This is a genomic window from Enterococcus sp. HMSC072F02, assembly GCF_001837725.1.
GTDB classification, from domain to species: Bacteria; Bacillota; Bacilli; order Lactobacillales; family Enterococcaceae; genus Enterococcus_B; species Enterococcus_B lactis.
This window is the reverse complement of the sequence record NZ_KV833874.1, coordinates 1-17,764: the sequence shown is the minus strand read 5'-3', so window position 1 is coordinate 17,764 and position 17,764 is coordinate 1. Positions and strand designations below refer to the sequence as shown.

The window sequence follows — 17,764 nt, the reverse complement described above, 5'->3', positions numbered from 1 at the left end:
TTTTTTCAGCTTCTTGTTTTTGATTTTCAAATTTTGCTTTTTCGGATTGCTCTGTCGCCAAAGAAGCGGATATCTCATTGATTTTTATACTTTGAGTTAATTTGGCTTCTATAAGGTCATTTTCTTTCTCTTCGAGAGATCGAGTTTCTTTTTCCGCATCTGTAACTTTTTTCTCAGCTTCTTTTTTTAATTCATCTAAATTTTCTTTATCATCTATCTGGGCCTGCATAATCTCATTACTAGCAGAAATAAGCTTAGTCATACCAATGGCTGCTGTGACTGCATCTGATAATGATTCGGCATTTACCATGACAGATATTATAGAGTCACTTTTTTGATTTACTTGTGCATTCCTAGCCTGCTCTTCGATAAGTTTATTCCTAAGGCGTATTCTTTCCTCAAGAGCAGTAATTTTCTGATTAATCTCGGTAAGTTTCTTCTCAGATGTGTTTTTTTCCACTAGCACTTTTTTATATTCTTTTTCTAGCTGAGTTATTTTGTTATCTAAATCAGTAAGATAATTTTCAGCTGATTCTTTATTTTTTACAATCGCTTCAATTTTATCATCTTTTTCTTTGATTTTTTCCTCTATAGTCTGTGCTTTAGCTAAGAGACCATTACTAAAAAATAGCGAAAACACAATGACAGAGGTAGATATAAATGTTTTTTTCAAATTGATTTTTCACTTCCCTTATTTTATTTGTGAAGAAACATTTTACATAATATTCTCCTCTCTATTTTATCGTTGCTACAGGTTCTACTAGGAATTGAAATTGGAATTACTATACAAAAAGTAATAGGATCCATATGCTATATTTCAATTTAATAGACAGCTTCAAAATAACTAAAACTTATGGAGATTTTATGGAGCATATACATACCTACATAAAATTCACACAACTGTAAAGTATGATATCAAAAGTTAATACAGGAGAACGAATTTAGTGAATAAAACATTGAGACTCATGAAACCTTGGGACTATTTCATTATTACTGCGGTCATTATGGCATCATTCGTACCATATTTACTATTTGATACTAATAATGATGAAAATAATAATAGGGAAAGTACAGATGTAATTGCAGTTGTTAAAATAGATGGAGAAGTTGTAGACAAATTTAACTTATCACAAGTTAATGAGTCTTTTGAAAAAACATATTACCCTCAAAAAGGGAAATACAATATTATTGAAGTAGCTCCTGGAAAAATCAGGGTAAAAGAAGATAATAGTCCTGATCAAATTGCTGTTCGTACAGGCTGGATTAGTAGACCAGGGGAAATGAGTATATGTCTGCCTCATAAATTGATTGTTGAAATTTTAGGAGTAGAGGAGAATCCTTTAATTTATTAGTATGAACTAATAAGTACCACGAATCCTATTATAGAGACATGGACGGAGTAATCTAAGGAAAGACCGTTAACTAAAGTCGCTAAAACCTGTTTACATTATTCTTCATTTAAGGTGGTTACGGAATTTTGCATATAGAAAGCCATATTAGAGCTAACGAGTTTATAAAATATTAATAGGGATGGTAGGTGTCATTACAGTGGATAATACTTATTTAACAGATGTGTTTAATCAATATAAATTACGCGAAAATTTACTGTATCAAACTTGGTTTATCAAAAGTGAAAAACGTTTGAAAGCGTTTAAAAAAGTTAGGAAATACGTACAAGTACTTATCAAACATGTCAATAACGGAACGTTCCCAACAGATTTTAAAAATTCAGCCCTAGAGGACATAATGAATGTAATTGCAGAACAAACAGAAATTTTTAAAGGAGCCAAGCATGCATTTATGTGGAAACCTAAATTGAGAATTCCGGATATTTATGAAAATAGGGAAAATCAGTTAGCTTTTTCACTTTGTCTTGATCAAATTCTTAAAGCTAATCAAGAAATTAAAATGTTATTTGCTGTAAATATTCTAGCAGAAAAGAAAATCAGAGGGCTTGGTCCAGCTGTCGCAAACATTTTATATTTTCTAGAACCTACCATTTTCCCTCCTTTTAACACAGCTATTGTAAATGGATATAATTATCTTACGGGCTCGAAAATTCGCTTAGGTAAATGGGAGGACTATTTTAAACTCCGTGATGGTATGATTGAACTCAACTGCTTAGGAGGACTTTTTTCGAAAGATTTGGGTGCTATCTCAGCTTTTTTATTTGATATTGGGAAACTAAATTATATTGTTCGCGAAAATGAAGAAGAGTATGTCAGAATTTCAGAAAGTAACACCCAGAAATTAATAAAACAGAAGTTGGAAAAAGAGGATGGCAAAAATGTGCACCAAAAAATCCAATATATCTTAGCTACTTTAGGTAATGAGATAGGTTATCATGCTTGGATTGCCTCAAACGATCATAATAGAATTGTAGATGGGAATCGCTTAGGAGATGTGTCTATACCTCTATTACCAGAAACAATCTATCAATTACCAAATCCGTTAAGTAGGACGATTGGTTTGATTGATGTTATTTGGTTTTCAAAAAATGGGGAACCGATATGTGCTTTTGAGGTTGAAAAATCGACGTCAATAATTTCTGGGATGAATCGAATGGATGATTTGTATTCGATTCATCAAGAAAATTTGATGATGTATATTGTCTCACCGGATCAACGTGAAGAGGAGATACGAGCACAATTTAATAGACCACATTATATGCGTAATCAAAATTTGCATGATCACTTACGATACATTCTATTTACAGATTTAGAGAAACATGCTAATTTTATGAAGAAATTTGGCAAAGATTTTACAATTTTAGCCCCGATATCTCATTATCCAAGTGGTGAACTAGTTCGGTAGTTATTCTGGACAAAGAAGTTGAAATTAATACGGTTAATTGTAGTATAAATAAGCATTTGGGCAGAATTGGAAATCAATCTTCCCTTTTTTTACGAGTAGCTTCCACATTTATAATGGCGCTCATTGCTATTGAATGTCTTAGCAACGTCCAGAAGAAAATCATCATATTAATGCTGCCCATGCTTCCATTTTAGTAACTTTTCGTTGAAGAAAATTGCGGATAGAGTGAATACTATCTATTCATAACCTAGAAATGTTATCTAAAAAGGTATTTTCCTTATATTCATCGAAGATAATGGTTTTATTTGCACTAAAAAAAGAAACAATAAATCTTACTTCTAGAATCCCCTGGTGTATGGACTACCCTATACACCAGGGGATGTTATGTACTCTTGGTGGAATGCAACGAGTGGATGGAATGATGAGGATCATTTTCTTTGGTGTCAGAAATACATAAAGAAAGATTATAAACCACGCATGCCTTATTCGTTTTATAAAGAGTAAAGTTAGACTAAATATTTTGAGAGAATCAATTCTATTCTGAACCATGAATTTAGTGAATTTTAAAGGGACTGTGACATAAGTCCATAGAAGAAAACCGCAAGAAATGACGAGAAAGCGTTCATTTCTTGCGGTTTTTTGGGTAAAATAAAAAGGAGCACCGGTTCCCGCCAATGCACCATCATTTAATCCTGAAAGGACTAAACAAAATGTATACTAATTATAACATGAATCAACTCACTTTGGATCTATCTACTTCATTTTCTCCAAAAGAAAATCATGTCGCCGTTTTTATCCATGAACTGGTCGAAGCGCTTCAGATTAATGACCCCTATCTTTTTGGTCGACCAAGAGAATATGATTTAGGTGCCATGATGAAGGTGGTTCTTTTTGCGTATACGCGAGAAACCTTTACAAGTCGCAAGATTGAACGCTTAGCTGAAGAAAACCTATATGCTCGCTGGTTGACGCAAGAACGGGTTCCGACTTATCGAACTATCGCCCGTTTTTGTGTATCCAACGATGTACAGGAGTTGACCAATAAAGGTTTAGATCAGTTGACAGAGTATCTGCGTGCACGGAATCTGATTGATGATGCGTTGTTTATTGACGGGACCAAAATCTTGGCGGATGCGAATAAATACAGCTTTGTCTGGAAGAAAAATACGATCCGGTTCGATCAAATGAATCGCGAAAAATTGCTTACTATGATGACGGAACTAAAAGAAGCATATGCCCTGAAACAGATTCCCGAAGGGACGACCTTGACCGTAGACATGATAGATGAACTGTTAACACGGATGGAACTGCGTCTGGATGAACTAGAAAATGAAGTTGAGGCAACGAAACGTCTTTCGCCAAATCCAGCGAAACAACAACGGCGAACGTTGAAAAGCCAAGTACGCAAACTAAATGCAAAGCGAGAAAAACTTCTGGAACATCAAACGCAGTTTTCTATTTATGGGACTAGAAACAGTTATTCAAAAACCGATCATGATGCGACATTTATGCGCGTAAAAGAAGACCACATGAAAAATGGCCAACTTAAACCTGCGTATAACCTGCAGATCGCTACATGTAATCAATTTGTGCTCGGCTACGATGTCTTTCAAAACCCAACAGACACTAAAACACTGAAACCATTACTGGAAAAAATGAAGACTGCACAAAAGTCCCCTCATTATTTGGTCGCCGATGCAGGTTATGGTTCAGAAAGCAATTACCGCTATATAGAAGATGAACTTCCTCAGCATACTGCACTGATTCCTTATGGAACGATGTTTAAAGAACAAAGTAAGAAATGGCAGACAGATGACCGGAAAGTAATGAATTGGGTTTACGAGCCCAATGAGGACTTTTACATCGACCCCAAAGGGGTACGATTCAATTTTCATGCCTACCGTCAACGAACAGATGCGGATGGCTTTGTCCGAGATTTTAAAGAATACCAAGCAGAAAAAACGGATGCGAACCAAGCGCTCATTCCTGAAGCCTTAACCCCAAAGGGGAATCGTAGAAAGATCACTGTAAATCCGTCTTGGGAGTATCATAAAGAAAAACAAAAAGAACGGTTATCAACGCCTGACATTCAAAAAATATATGGGCGGAGAAAAGTCGACGTGGAAACAGTCTTCGGATTTATGCAGGCTTGTTCGGGCTTCACTCGCTACACGGTTCGAGGCTTAGAGAAAGTCAGAAAACAGACGGGTTTACTCATTACGGCAATCAATATGATGAAATTGACAAAAATAGGAACTTGAACTACTCAAAATGAATAAAAAAACAAGAAGCACTCGAAAAATCTCATGATTTCCAAGTGCTCCTTGTTTTTTGGAGAGCGTAACTAGGTAACTTATGTCACGCCTCCTTTAACTTATTTTAACCTTGACTTCAAATCGCTTAGTTCACTACTTAAGATATCATTTTGCTCTTTTAAATTTTCAAGATCCTGTTTCAATTGTTCGTCATCTTTTTCATTATGCGATCCTGAGTGCATACCCCTCATCATAAATATCATCATTATCGGACATAATAAAAGTAATAACCACTGCATTGTCATCGCTCCTTAACTAAGTTCTTTAGAGTAGCAACTTCTTCTTTTAATTGCTCAGTTTGGATTTTTAAACTTGCTATATCATTTTCGGAACCAGTGTGTTTTGAATGATCTTCTCCATGCATATGATGATGCCCAGCATGTCCGTGCCCTTTATGCATAAACATCATTGAGATAGGGCAAATTAGTAGTAATAGTAGTGGTAAGAGATTAAGTAATGCTTCCATGTAAATCTTCCTCCTTAGATTTTTTGAGATAGATGTAAGTTAATATAGAGCCAATTAATAGGACTATGGACAGGACTTGAGCCATTCTCAAGTTTGCTGTTAGCATTAAACTGTCGGTCCGTAATCCTTCAATCCAGAATCTCCCGACGGAATATAGTGAAACATAAATTAAAAATATTTGCCCAAAGAACATTCTATTTCTAGACACCAGAAGCAAAATAATGAGTACTCCTATATTCCATAAAGACTCATATAAAAAAGTCGGATGATGGTAGGCCCCATCAATATACATTTGATCAATTATGAAAGATGGGAGTTTCAGAGATTGCAGGAACTCTATGTCTACAATTTCTCCATAGGCCTCTTGATTCATAAAATTTCCCCATCGTCCAATGATTTGTCCAATTACTATACTGGGAGCAACTACGTCAGCAACATTCCAAAAAGAAAGATTTTTCTTCTTGCAATAAATAACCCCTGTCAATACAGCACCAATTAATCCACCATGTATTGCTATACCACCTTCCCAAATTTTTAAGATACTTAAAGGATTATCAATGTACAAAGGTAATTCAAAAAGTACATAGTATAATCTGGCCGATATAATAGAAACTGGCAATCCATATAACAACAGATCAACAATTGTATCCTCAGGCAATGCCGCACGCTTTGCTCTTCTATTAGCAACAAAATATCCGATTATGATCCCAAACACTATGAAAATGGCATACCAATAAATAGTAAATGGACCAAACGAAATAAATACTCTGTCGTAGGGTTCTCTCAAATTCTTCCCTCCTTCCTAATGAACTTGTTTTGACTATAGCAGGCTATTATGGAAATTTTATGTAGACTTTTTGACAGATACATTGGTACACATTTTCTACACAAGTTTTTTTATCATTATATTAAAAGGAGTGATCTAATATAAATATTAATTTAATGAAAAAAAGCATGCTATTTCTATTATTTTTTGTCTTTGCTTTATCCCTCGCGATTACATTGACAATCAACTTCCCTGGTTTGCTCAAAATCAATTTATTCTTTCAAAGCGATATAAATTTTCAAAACTGGAGTAGATCTCAAGTTAATCAAGATTTTAGAAACTTAATGGGCTATTTAAATAATCCTTTTCAAAAAGAATTGGTTTTTGATAATCTATACGTCTCAGATCGCGGTATAAACCATTTTAAAGATGTTAAATTTTTGTTCCAGCTTAACTATTCATTGCTTCTTTCTACGAGTAGCGTTCTTTTATACCTAAACAGGAAAAAATTAGTAACGCGTGATCAAGTCAGAGAAATCACTAGTTTAATCAAGTGGATGATAATATCAGTCTGTGTAATGGCACTTCTGTTTTTTGATAAAGCATTTGTGCTTTTTCATCAAGTATTTTTTGACAATGATGATTGGATGTTTGACTATCGTACAGATCCAATTATCAGTTTTTTACCGGAAACATTTTTCTTTTTATGATTTTTATTAATTGTAACTATAAGTGTTTCTACTTTGACAACAATTCATCATTTGTTTAATAAAGAAGAACGTACTTTATGAATAGCCTAAGGAGGGATGGTCTTGGTCGAACACAAAATACAGGTATCGAATTCAGAGTTAGATGTTTTAAAGTTTATCTGGAGATATGAACCGGTAACATGTGGTTTAATAACACATGGAATGCAAGAGCGTAATAGTTGGCATCCCTCCACAACAAAAACGTTAATAAGAAGGTTGTTAGATAAAAATGTGATCACGTTTAACACTTCAAAAAACCAAAGATACTACACTTCACTGATTAAGAAGCAAGAATTTTTAGAAACCGAAATACAAAGGTTACTTTCTGGAATGGATGAAGGTTGTATCTCAGAAGTAAGCTACTATTTAAACGGATTGGTTAAACGTTCTGACACGGAGGAATTCAATGATTTCAAAATATAATCTTTATGGAATGACTTGTGCAGTTTGCGCAACAACAATAGAGAAAAAAATTCATGAGTTGGATGGAGTATATTTCGCTAAAGTTAACTTAACAACTGAGGTTCTAAAATTGGAATATGATGAAGGTGTTTTGTCTAATCATACAGTTATAACAGCTATTCAAGACATTGGTTATGACGCTGAGATTCGAAAAAAAACTGAGATAAAGGTATTTGGAATAAGTGGAATGACTTGTGTGTCCTGCGCTAACAAAATTGAAAATGTAGTTAAATCAATGACTTATGTCAAATATGCCAACGTAAATTTTGAAGCAGAAAAACTCTCGGTAATATCAACTGACCCTTCAGCGGTTGCAAAAATAAGTGATGTTGTCAAAATTCTTGGATATCAGCTATATGCTCTTTCTGAAGATGAGGAACAAGTAATATATAAAACAAAAGAACAAGAGCAACAGCAACAGAAGCTAAGGCGAAGATTTATCACGTCAATGCTATTTACAATTCCTATTATATATGTTGCTAGTGCAAATATACTTGAGTTACCCCTATTTGAAATAATTGATCCTACGACAAACCCTAGTTTTTTTCGATGACGCAATTAATACTTACCGCTCCGGTTATATTGGCCAATAAAGACTATTATAAAATTGGATTTTCCTCACTCATGAAAAAACATCCGAAAATGGACACATTAATTGCTTTAGGTACAAGTATTGCTTTGTTATACGGCATCTTTGCAACAATACAGATTATATTGGGAAATTATCTCTATACAAAAGAGCTCTACTTTGGAGCATCAGCAGTGATATTAACGTTAATCAGACTAGAGAAATACCTAGAGTTGGTGACGAAAGATAAGACATCTGAAGCAATACAAAAATTAATGAGGATGACTCCCAAAACAGCGAAAACTATCAGACATAATAAGGAACAGACTGTTCCTATTGAATCAGTTTTAGTAGGAGATGTGATCATAGCAAAACCAGGAGAGCGTTTGCCACTGGATGGTATTGTAATAAGTGGTAAGTCTTTAGTTGATGAATCTATGCCTACAGGTGAAAATCTTCCTGTTGAAAAGAAAGCTAATGACCGAGTAATAGGACCCAGTAAAAATAAAAATGGCGTAATAAGATATGAAACAACTCATATTGGTAAAGACACCACTTTAGCTCAAATAAGCAAACTAGTGGATGATGCACAATCTTCGAAAGCTCCAATCGAAAAACTGGCTGATATCATTTCAAGTTACTTTGTATATATCATTATTGTAGTTGCGATTGGATCTAGTCTACTTTGGGTGCTATCTGGACAAAGTATTTCGTTTTCATTCTCAGTCTTAATTTCAGTTTTAGTTATAACATGTCCTTGTGCATTCGGTTTAGCTACACGGACAGCTATTATGGTCGGTATGGGAAAAGGCGCTGAAAATGGTATCTTAATTAAAAGTGGTGAAGCTTTAGAAACAACTCATCACGTAAAAACAATATTATTCGATAAAACTGGTACGATTACAAAAGGAAAACCTGTGGTAACAGATATAATACTTGCAGAAAATATGGATAGAAACTTTCTCTTGTTTTTAGCGGCCTCTGCTGAAAAAGCATCCGAGCATCCGCTTGGGGAGGCAATTGTAAAAGAAGCCGAAATCGTGGGGATTGATCTGGTTGAACCTAGTATATTCGAATCTTTCTCTGGATTGGACGTTAATGCTATATTGAAAGGTACCGAAGTAAGTTTAGGAAATGAAGAGTTCTTTAAGCAGTTGAATATAGACATTAGTAAATTTAAGTTAATTTCAGATAATTTAGTATCTAAAGGAAAGACACCAGTGTATATTGCAAATGATCGTATCTTTCTCGGAATAATTGCGATTGAAGACACTATAAAGCCAGCAAGTGCATTAGCAATTCAAAAGTTGAATAAACTTGGCCTCAATGTGGTTATGCTCACGGGTGATAATAAACTTACTGCACAGGCAATAGCTAATCAAGTTGGGATCACCAACGTTATTAGTGAGGTATTACCTCAAGAAAAGGCCTACTATGTTAAAATGTTGCAGTCAAAAGAACATAGGGTTGCAATGGTAGGTAATGGGATAAACGATGCACTTGCCCTCGCTCAAGCGGATATAGGTTTTGTGATGGGTTATGGTACTGATATAGCGATGGAATCTGCGGATATAATATTGATAAACGACGATCTGCAATTGCTACTGTTAGCTGTTGACTTAAGCAAAAAAACAATTTGGAATATAAAGTCAAATTTGTTCTGGGCATTTGCTTATAACATGTTAAGTGTTCCAATAGCGATGGGTGTTTTGAACATTTTCGGTGGGCCTTTATTAAGCCCAATAATTGCAGGAGCTGCTATGAGTTTTAGCTCGATATCAATGCTTTTAAATTCACTTCGCTTAAAAAAATTCAAAGTCAAATAGGAAAGGTGATTGTCTCATGACTGAATATTTACAGACCTTATTTATTAGTGGAATGGCTTGTTTAGGATGCGCCGGAGAAATTAAGTATGCATTAGAAAAGAATCCCTCAATTTCTGTTAAGAAAGTGAATCTTGAAGAAGGATTGGTAACTATTGCAGCAAAGACAGATTTATCAATTAGCGTTATTAATCAATTGTTGGAAAATACGAAGTATAAGGCTTTATAAGTTTGGTGAATCATCACATTAAATATGGGAATTCTTACGGCAAGAAAGTTTCTCCATATTCTACTTTTTTCAAATCGGGATGTAGAGAAAAAACAGTCTTTTAAGATTTATGCATTGCTTTTTGTGCATAAATATATGTTGAATCCAATAGGCGGCTTTTTTCCTGAAGGCGATCCAATCACGGCAGAAGCCGATGATGAAGGTAACTGGGAAGCGACGGTACCAGAACTAACGGAAGGTGATACAGTAACAGTCGTAGCTGAATCCGAAGGCAAAGATCCGAGTGCACCAATCACCGTGAGTGTAAACGGTTTAACCGTGGCGGCACCGACGGCTACAATAACAGGAAACAGTACCGATGGGTATCCTGTGACGGGGACAGCCGCAGCAAATGCGGCCATTGAAATTTTAAATGAAGCAGGCGATATTGTTGGTAGTACGACGGCGGATGACAAAGGTGCTTATACCGTGACCTTAGATCCAGACGATGTGGCGCCAGAAGAAGCTTTGCAGGTAGTGGCAGTTGTGACAGCGGGCGGTCAAGATTATCGAAGTACAGGCACAACACTAGTGGTTCCTGCAGACGATGTAGAAGGTTTGACGGAAACACCAACGATCGACTCGGTAACAGCTGGGGATACCACCATCGGTGGTACCGCTGAACCAGGGGCAACCGTGACGGTGACACTTCCTGATGGGACTGAAGTTACCACCGAAACAGATGATGAGGGCAATTGGAGTGTCAATGTACCTGAATTGTCTGAAGGGGATACCATTACAGTCGTCGCAGATAGTGACGGTAAAGACCCAAGTGATCCAATCAATGTAACTGTCGGAGCACTGACTGTTGCCGCACCGACAGCTTCCATCAGCGGAAATAGCACCGATGGTTATCCAGTGATAGGGAAAGCGTCTGCACATGCAATAATAGAGATCTTAAATGAGGATAATGAGATTGTTGGTAAAGGTACAGTAAATCACGCTGGTAACTTCATGATTACTCTTAACCCAGAAAATGTGACAGCGGGTGATATCCTAAGAGTTGTGGCAATTGTAAGAGTAGGTGGAAAAGACTATCGTAGTCAGGCAACCAAAATCGTGGTGCCGAATGATGAATCTGATGGAATAACACCTAATGGTAATAACTTAAATGAGAATAACAAAGATGAAAATAATAAATTTTTGCCCAAAACAGGTACCGAGAATTATTGGTATATATCGATTTTAGGTTTAGTTTTATTTCTTTTTGGTAATGTACTTTGGTATCTGGAACTTAAAAGAAGAAGAAAAGAAAGCTAATGCCAAATCCTAATTATTTGCAAAAAATGTATTCTCTATTCGAGCTACAATCTCTTCACTTTCTGGTAAGTGGTAGATAAATTAATTCTGATAACGACATACTAACTTTAAGAGATGAGTATATTACTTTATCCCACTCTTAATAGAAGCTAAGAAAAAACTTTAGTTTTGGTGCTTTTAATCATTATTAAATCTAATTGGTTCAAAGGTGTTAACACTAGCCAGAATCTCCGGATGCTGGCTTTCACTGTTCAAGATATCACTTTCGCTATCTCTTAAGAGAAAGTGATAGCAATTATTAATCCTAAACATGGGTGTTATATTTTCGAACACTCACCTTATCTAATGCTACATCAAACTTTTCTTATTGTTTGATATATTCTTTTATTGTCGAGTCCTTAAGTACAACCGTACTTACATAATATCCCTCTGCCCAAAATAGCAGTTCTAAACTTATATTTCATATTAGGATGCTAATCGAATATCATCATAGCACTTCTACCTGTTAGGATATCCATGAAACTCGAAACACATGTTTTGGGCGGGATACTTAGCGATAGATGTACATGATATGAAATTTAAATTAATGTTACTCCGTTGTAACTGCAAAAGTGCTTTTCTGTTTCTTGTGAGCTAGCTCTATATTGATGATAAATAATTTTCTTTCAGTATTTTATAGATCTTATATATTCACTTTATTTGTGCAATAAATTTCCAGTTAGAAGGTTGCCTGATGGAATTCATGGACATGATCAGATTATTCTTTGCAGTATTTGTTTTTTTTTTAGATTATTAAAATTGTCATATATTGTTTTACAAGTAGGACCTTTTTACTAAACTAAGTAGATGTGCAAGTAATTCTACCTGAGGAGACTGCATTAATGTAAAATAATAAATTTGATATGCAATCATAAACTGAGCAAATCATTCTGTATCTATCCTATATTTAAAGCTCTAAAACAAACTCTATACATGGTTTCTCCATAAATTTTCATTATGATACTTGTAAGACAATTCTTAAAAGATTGATTAGATTAGTAAATCCAATATAGGCGTCTTTTTTAGGAAAGAAGGAATTTTATGATGAAATATTTGCAAATAGTGGTTATTAACGGAATGAATTGCTCAGGGTGTGCAACAAAAGTAAGAAATGCTTTGGAAGCAGAGCCAACAGTCAGTGTAAAAATAGTTGACTTGGCTAGAGGTACAGTTACTTTCGATGCTGATTCAAAATTAACATTAACATTCTTAAATCAACTACTAAAAAATACAAAGTATACTGTAACTAGGGATATATCTATATAAATATATGTGGGGGGATCGACACGAAATCTCCACATATTTTTTTTATGGTAAATACATAATAGATATGGGAGATGATGGGTTGAAGAATAATAAATATATTTGGTTAGCAGCAACAACAATATCAATATTGACCCTAGGCGGTATTTTCATATTGACTCAACAGCAGAACAAGGAGGAGCATGCTGAAGTTGTCTTTCAAGAAGAACAACGACAAATCTCAAGTAGAATGTCCAATATGATGGGGGATAATCAAGAAGCTGATTTGAAGGTAGTACACCAAACGGAGAGACAACTATTGATTCCCCCTGTTCTTGAACCATCTTCAAAAAGCAAAGAAAATGTGATATATGATATAGTTGCTCAAAACGGAGAAGTTCAAATAATGGATGGAGAAAAAACTGAAACATTAGGCTATAACGGGGATTTTTTAGGGCCAGTTATTAGACTGAAAAAAGGTCAAAAAGTTACTATCAATACAACCAATAATCTTGATGCTAGCACATCTTTTCATTGGCACGGTTTGAAAGTAGCTTCTGATGCAGATGGAGGTCCACATCAGATTATAGAAGCAGGACAGAAAAAAAGTGTAACATTCGAGGTTGATCAAGAAGCTTCTACACTCTGGTTTCATCCCCATTCGGAAGGAGAAACAGCATCTCAAGTTTATAAGGGTTTAGCAGGTTTGATGTATATTGATGATGACAACTCAAAATCATTAGATTTACCTTCCAAATATGGTGTCGACGACATTCCCTTGATTGTGCAAGATAAATCTTTCAGCTCCACTAATCAAATTAACTATGAAAATGATTTTAACTCTGATGGAACAAAAGGGGAGACGTTGCTTACTAATGGCACTATCAATCCATATATTGAGATAAAAAACCGATGGATGAGGTATAGAATTGTTAATGGATCTAATTCAAGAAACTTCACTTTTAATTTGGATAATGACGAATCATTCTACCAAATTGCTACAGATGGTGGTTTTCTGAATACTTCTGTTAAACTTAGTAAACTACTTTTAGCGCCCGGGGAAAGGGCAGAAATATTAGTGGATACTCAGAATTATAAAAAAGGTAAGGTGATTCATTTACTAGCAAATAATTTGGTTGCACTGACAATGAGAATTGAGAATACGATAGACAACAAAGAGTTTAATCCCTCTGATAGTCTAAATACTATTAGTACTTTAGATGAAAAGAAATTGGAAGATTTAACAAGACAGAGTATTAATTTAAGTGGAATGTCTCACATGGTAAACATCAACAATAAGCAATTTGATATGGAAAGAATAGATTTATATAAAAAATTAGGTACTCAAGAGATTTGGGAAGTTAACAATATTAGTAGTATGATGGGAGGCATGATTCATCCGTTCCATATCCATGGTGTTCAGTTTCAAATTTTATCTAGAGATGGAAATCAGCCCGCACTAAACGAGCAAGGATGGAAAGATACTGTGCTGGTAAATCCGGATGAAATAGTAGAACTTCTTGTGAAATTCGACCGTGAAGGTATTTTCATGTATCATTGTCATATATTAGAACATGAAGAGTATGGAATGATGGGACAAATGGAAATTAAATAGAAAATAATTTAAGAAGGATGATTGTCTATGAAAATTCTTATTGTGGACGATGAAGAAAAAATATTAGAAATTATTGATGCCTATCTAGTTGCTAATCATTATTCAGTTTATAAAGCAATAAGTGGCGCAATGGCATTGGAAAAATTCGAGAAAAATAATCCTGATTTAGTTGTGCTAGATCTAATGCTTCCGGATACTGATGGATTGACTGTATGTAGAAAAATCAGAGAAATATCAAATGTACCAATTATAATGTTAACAGCTAAGTCTGATGAGGATGATATTCTTACTGGTCTCAAGTTAGGTGCAGATGACTATATGATTAAACCATTTAGTCCCAAAGAATTAGTTGCGAGAATACAAACTGTATTGCGCAGAACTGAGACCTTATCAAATCCTAATAAGCTTTCTTCAAATAATAAAGAATTGATAGTATACCCTGATAGTAGACAAGTGTATCTACATCAAGTGGAGTTAAACCTTACACCAACTGAATTTGATATTCTACACGCTCTAATGTCCACACCTAATAAAGTCTTTTCTCGTAGTGATTTGATAGAGAAAGTTAAGGGAATAGAATTTGATGGACTAGATAGGAGCATCGATTCTCATATAAAAAACTTAAGACATAAAATTGAGAATGATGCTAAATCACCTATGTATATTTTGACAGTCCATGGTACAGGATACAGATTTGGTGGCCACTAATGAGAAAAAGAACGATAAAAACTCAATTAGCTGTTTCCTTTTTAGCAATCGCAACATTAATAATAGGATCGATTAGTTTAGTCGCATTAAGTTTGACGAACAATCATTTTAGTAAATACGTGGAAGAGCGGCAAGAAGATTTGTTGAATCAGTATGTATATACAATTGATTTATTGTGGTTAAATAGTGGGGAAACATGGAATAGTGAAGAACTTGCAGCACTATCTGAGAAAGTATTAGAGAATAATATTTATTTTTCTATAGAAGACGAACAAGGCAACATGGTTTGGGAACTTACTGGAAAAGATTTGAAGTCAGCACAGGAGAAACTGAAAAAAAATGCATTGAAAGTTTCTGAGAAAAACAGTGTGAAACTAGACGAAACAATAGAAGTGAAAAAGAAGTTAATTAATGATGGAAACGAGTTTGGAAAAGTAACGTTTTATTATTTCGGACCTTTTGCTTATACAGAGCACGATGCCTTGTTTATCTCCAGTATGAAACAAAGTTTAATGTATGTTGCAATTGCAGCTCTTCTTGTATCATTCATACTTGCTTCGTGGATCTCTGCTAGATTAGGATTGCCACTAAAGCATATAAGCGATTTTACACATAAATTAACTCGTGGGGAATATGCTGATAAAATCCCACAAGAAACTTCAATTATTGAAATAAATTCCTTAATTGATTCCCTAAATGATTTAAGTAATCAGTTGGAGAAACAGCATGGGCTTCGAAAAAGATTAACTACCGATATTTCACATGAATTAAGAACTCCATTAGCTACGCTTAAAGGCAATGTGGAAGGAATGATTGACGGAGTCTGGAAAATAACTCCCGAGCGCCTACAATCTTGTTATGACGAAATAGATCGTCTAACTCGTTTAATTGGAAATATAGAAATAATCAACAAAATTGAAGCAAAATATGATCATTTAAATAAAACTGAGTTTAACATATATAAGTTGATTGAATCCGTTATTGAAAATTTCGCCAGCAAAATTGAGTCAAAAAACCTTCATGTTGAAATCCAAGGGGATAACATCAATATATCTGCAGATAAAGATAAAATGAACCAAGTTGTTATCAATCTTTTGAATAATGCTATTAAATTTACGCAAAAGGAGGGAACCATTAAGTTTTATATAAGTAAAAATAAAGACCATGTTCTTTTAATTGTTGAAGACAACGGCATCGGTATAGAAAAAGATCAGCAACTTCATATTTTTGATAGATTTTATATGGCTGACCCCTCCAGAAGTAGAGCTTTAGGGGGGCAAGGTATCGGATTAGCTATTGTAAAGAGCGTTATTGAAGCGCATAAAGGTAGTATAACTGTAAAAAGTAAATTAGGTCTAGGAACTAAATTTGTTATAAAGTTACCATTTCAATAAAGGAGGAGAGTTATTTGTTTCAAAAACAGATAAAAATTGCTAAACTAGTATGTGAATGTTGGGCAAAAAAAATATTTTTTCAACTGATTTCGATAGATAGTGTCGAAAAAGTTCATTTAGATATCTTATCAAATTCTGTAGTAATCTTTTCTAAGAAGGACTTATCAATAGCTACAATTAAAAAAGAAGTTTTTGGATTACAAATTTATGAGATGACCTAAATGTGATTAATTAAAGGAGGATGAAGACAGTGAAAAAGATGACAAAATTAGTATTTGCAAGTCTTGGAATTATTGTATTTTTAGGAGCGTGTAGCAATCAAAGTGAATCGAATAATTCTAATAGCACAAACGAGGAATCGACTTCTACAGCGTCTAGTGAAATGAATAGTATGGAGGGAATGAATCACGAAGGTATGGTTCCTTCTTCAATGAAAGATGCTGCGAACCCTAAATTCCCGGTGGGAAGTAATGTTATACTGCTAGGCGATCATATGGAAGGTATGAAAGGTGCAAATGCTCAAGTTGTAGGGGCCTTTGATACTACAATGTATGAAGTAAGCTATGAGCCAAAAACTGGGGGACCAATGGTTAACAATCATCGATGGGTAGTACAAGAAGAGTTAAAAGATACTGAGACTGTAGCAAATGAGGGCGATACTGTTATCTTGAATGCCGATCACATGGATGGGATGATGGGAGCTGAAGCAAAAGTAGATAAATCTATTACAGGAACTGTTTACGTTGTTAATTACACTCCAACCGATGGTCAAGAAGAAGTTAAGAATCATATGTGGGTAACTGAAGATGAGATGGAATATGACGAAAATAATGAGTAATTTTATATACTAAACCAATAAGCTGGTACATGGCCTTCGTATTCTCAACATGAGGGATATGAGCTCTTTGTTAATAAGGACTGATGAGTTGTGCAAAATCAAATCTGGGTCAGAACGAACCTCATTCTGGCTCAGATTTTTGGCTCTTCGACATTTAGTGCTGGTAGAGAGACAACTGAAAATTTAGTCATAACCAGTTAGGCAGAGTGCTTAACTGGTTTTTGTTTTACTTGGAAGATCAAGCCTTGAATGAGATAAATTCTTGCTCGAAAGTTGTGGAAATTTCGATAGCCGTAGGCTACTCGTTTTATCACTTTTATCTTATTATTTGTTCTTTCCAATGCACCATTACTATACCTGGGTTTTAAAGCATATTGAATCCCTAATTTGTATTTATTTAAAAACGTCTGGATAGGCTACAATTAACTAGACAGAAA

17 protein-coding genes and 3 pseudogenes are annotated in these 17,764 nt (G+C 34.7%); 14 read left to right on the top strand and 6 right to left on the bottom strand.

The window, feature by feature from the left end; genetic code table 11:
• Window positions 1-673 (bottom strand): coiled-coil domain-containing protein (locus tag HMPREF2731_RS00175; RefSeq protein WP_025478168.1); only part of this gene is annotated, 673 nt, incomplete at its 3' end.
• A gap of 271 nt (window positions 674-944) precedes the next feature.
• On the opposite strand from HMPREF2731_RS00175, the gene HMPREF2731_RS00170 reads away from it, so the two are divergent.
• The 3 genes from HMPREF2731_RS00170 (at window position 945) to HMPREF2731_RS00160 (ending at window position 5,075) form a co-directional block, all read left to right on the top strand.
• Window positions 945-1,352, top strand: a complete 408-nt coding sequence (locus HMPREF2731_RS00170) for a NusG domain II-containing protein (protein ID WP_002307641.1) — start codon at window positions 945-947, stop codon at window positions 1,350-1,352.
• A 178-nt stretch (window positions 1,353-1,530) separates the two neighbouring features.
• Entirely contained in the window at window positions 1,531-2,814 is a 1,284-nt protein-coding gene (locus tag HMPREF2731_RS00165) for a hypothetical protein (RefSeq protein WP_002325571.1), read from the top strand.
• A 710-nt stretch (window positions 2,815-3,524) separates the two neighbouring features.
• A complete protein-coding gene (locus tag HMPREF2731_RS00160) occupies window positions 3,525-5,075 on the top strand; it encodes an IS1182 family transposase (RefSeq protein ID WP_002328849.1) in 1,551 nt (516 codons plus the stop codon).
• A 113-nt stretch (window positions 5,076-5,188) separates the two neighbouring features.
• Here the strand turns inward: HMPREF2731_RS00160 and HMPREF2731_RS00155 are convergent, their stop codons facing one another.
• The 3 genes from HMPREF2731_RS00155 to lgt are packed head-to-tail and all read right to left on the bottom strand — an operon-like array spanning window position 5,189 to window position 6,382.
• On the bottom strand, window positions 5,189-5,368 hold the full coding sequence (locus tag HMPREF2731_RS00155) for a DUF2933 domain-containing protein (RefSeq protein ID WP_002325573.1): 180 nt from the start codon (window positions 5,366-5,368) through the stop codon (window positions 5,189-5,191).
• A gap of 2 nt (window positions 5,369-5,370) precedes the next feature.
• Window positions 5,371-5,595: a DUF2933 domain-containing protein gene (locus HMPREF2731_RS00150; protein WP_002307648.1), complete on the bottom strand. Its 225-nt coding sequence runs from the start codon at window positions 5,593-5,595 to the stop codon at window positions 5,371-5,373.
• Window positions 5,579-6,382, bottom strand: a complete 804-nt coding sequence (lgt, locus tag HMPREF2731_RS00145; protein ID WP_070872044.1) for a prolipoprotein diacylglyceryl transferase — start codon at window positions 6,380-6,382, stop codon at window positions 5,579-5,581. Before lgt ends, HMPREF2731_RS00150 begins: the two co-directional genes overlap by 17 nt.
• 155 nt (window positions 6,383-6,537) lie before the next feature.
• Between lgt and HMPREF2731_RS00140 the strand changes: the two are divergent.
• The 5 genes and pseudogenes from HMPREF2731_RS00140 to HMPREF2731_RS00120 all read left to right on the top strand — a co-directional run bounded on the left by HMPREF2731_RS00140 (window position 6,538) and on the right by HMPREF2731_RS00120 (window position 11,491).
• A pseudogene (locus HMPREF2731_RS00140) lies at window positions 6,538-7,152 on the top strand (TIGR01906 family membrane protein).
• Window positions 7,153-7,167: 15 nt separating this feature from the next.
• Complete coding sequence (locus HMPREF2731_RS00135; protein WP_002307652.1) at window positions 7,168-7,533, top strand: BlaI/MecI/CopY family transcriptional regulator; 366 nt, start codon at window positions 7,168-7,170, stop codon at window positions 7,531-7,533.
• Window positions 7,517-9,966 (top strand): annotated as a pseudogene (locus tag HMPREF2731_RS00130) (heavy metal translocating P-type ATPase). Before HMPREF2731_RS00135 ends, HMPREF2731_RS00130 begins: the two are co-directional and overlap by 17 nt.
• Before the next feature lie 16 nt (window positions 9,967-9,982).
• On the top strand, window positions 9,983-10,192 hold the full coding sequence (locus tag HMPREF2731_RS00125) for a heavy-metal-associated domain-containing protein (protein ID WP_070872042.1): 210 nt from the start codon (window positions 9,983-9,985) through the stop codon (window positions 10,190-10,192).
• A gap of 135 nt (window positions 10,193-10,327) precedes the next feature.
• Complete coding sequence (locus HMPREF2731_RS00120) at window positions 10,328-11,491, top strand: Ig-like domain-containing protein (protein WP_083325448.1); 1,164 nt, start codon at window positions 10,328-10,330, stop codon at window positions 11,489-11,491.
• 473 nt (window positions 11,492-11,964) lie between these two features.
• Here the strand turns inward: HMPREF2731_RS00120 and HMPREF2731_RS15445 are convergent, their stop codons facing one another.
• Window positions 11,965-12,039, bottom strand: a complete 75-nt coding sequence (locus HMPREF2731_RS15445; RefSeq protein ID WP_371113392.1) for a hypothetical protein — start codon at window positions 12,037-12,039, stop codon at window positions 11,965-11,967.
• Window positions 12,040-12,571: 532 nt separating this feature from the next.
• Between HMPREF2731_RS15445 and HMPREF2731_RS00115 the strand changes: the two genes are divergently transcribed.
• The 6 genes from HMPREF2731_RS00115 to HMPREF2731_RS00090 are packed head-to-tail and all read left to right on the top strand — an operon-like array spanning window position 12,572 to window position 17,327.
• A complete protein-coding gene (locus tag HMPREF2731_RS00115) occupies window positions 12,572-12,796 on the top strand; it encodes a heavy-metal-associated domain-containing protein (RefSeq protein WP_002328408.1) in 225 nt (74 codons plus the stop codon).
• Window positions 12,797-12,800: 4 nt separating this feature from the next.
• On the top strand, window positions 12,801-14,387 hold the full coding sequence (locus HMPREF2731_RS00110) for a multicopper oxidase family protein (protein WP_070872038.1): 1,587 nt from the start codon (window positions 12,801-12,803) through the stop codon (window positions 14,385-14,387).
• Window positions 14,388-14,414: 27 nt separating this feature from the next.
• Window positions 14,415-15,095 (top strand): response regulator transcription factor, encoded by a 681-nt coding sequence (locus tag HMPREF2731_RS00105; protein WP_002319978.1) that lies wholly within the window; start codon window positions 14,415-14,417, stop codon window positions 15,093-15,095.
• Window positions 15,095-16,489 (top strand): sensor histidine kinase, encoded by a 1,395-nt coding sequence (locus tag HMPREF2731_RS00100; RefSeq protein ID WP_070872036.1) that lies wholly within the window; start codon window positions 15,095-15,097, stop codon window positions 16,487-16,489. Before HMPREF2731_RS00105 ends, HMPREF2731_RS00100 begins: the two co-directional genes overlap by 1 nt.
• Before the next feature lie 14 nt (window positions 16,490-16,503).
• On the top strand, window positions 16,504-16,710 hold the full coding sequence (locus HMPREF2731_RS00095) for a hypothetical protein (protein WP_002307659.1): 207 nt from the start codon (window positions 16,504-16,506) through the stop codon (window positions 16,708-16,710).
• Window positions 16,711-16,730: 20 nt separating this feature from the next.
• The gene (locus HMPREF2731_RS00090) at window positions 16,731-17,327 is read left to right on the top strand and encodes a YdhK family protein (RefSeq protein WP_002351732.1); all 597 of its coding nucleotides are present in this window, start codon (window positions 16,731-16,733) and stop codon (window positions 17,325-17,327) included.
• A 197-nt stretch (window positions 17,328-17,524) separates the two neighbouring features.
• On the opposite strand, the pseudogene HMPREF2731_RS13895 reads toward HMPREF2731_RS00090, so the two are convergent.
• Window positions 17,525-17,719 (bottom strand): annotated as a pseudogene (locus HMPREF2731_RS13895) (transposase); the annotation flags it as partial.
• Window positions 17,720-17,764: the final 45 nt, after the last annotated feature.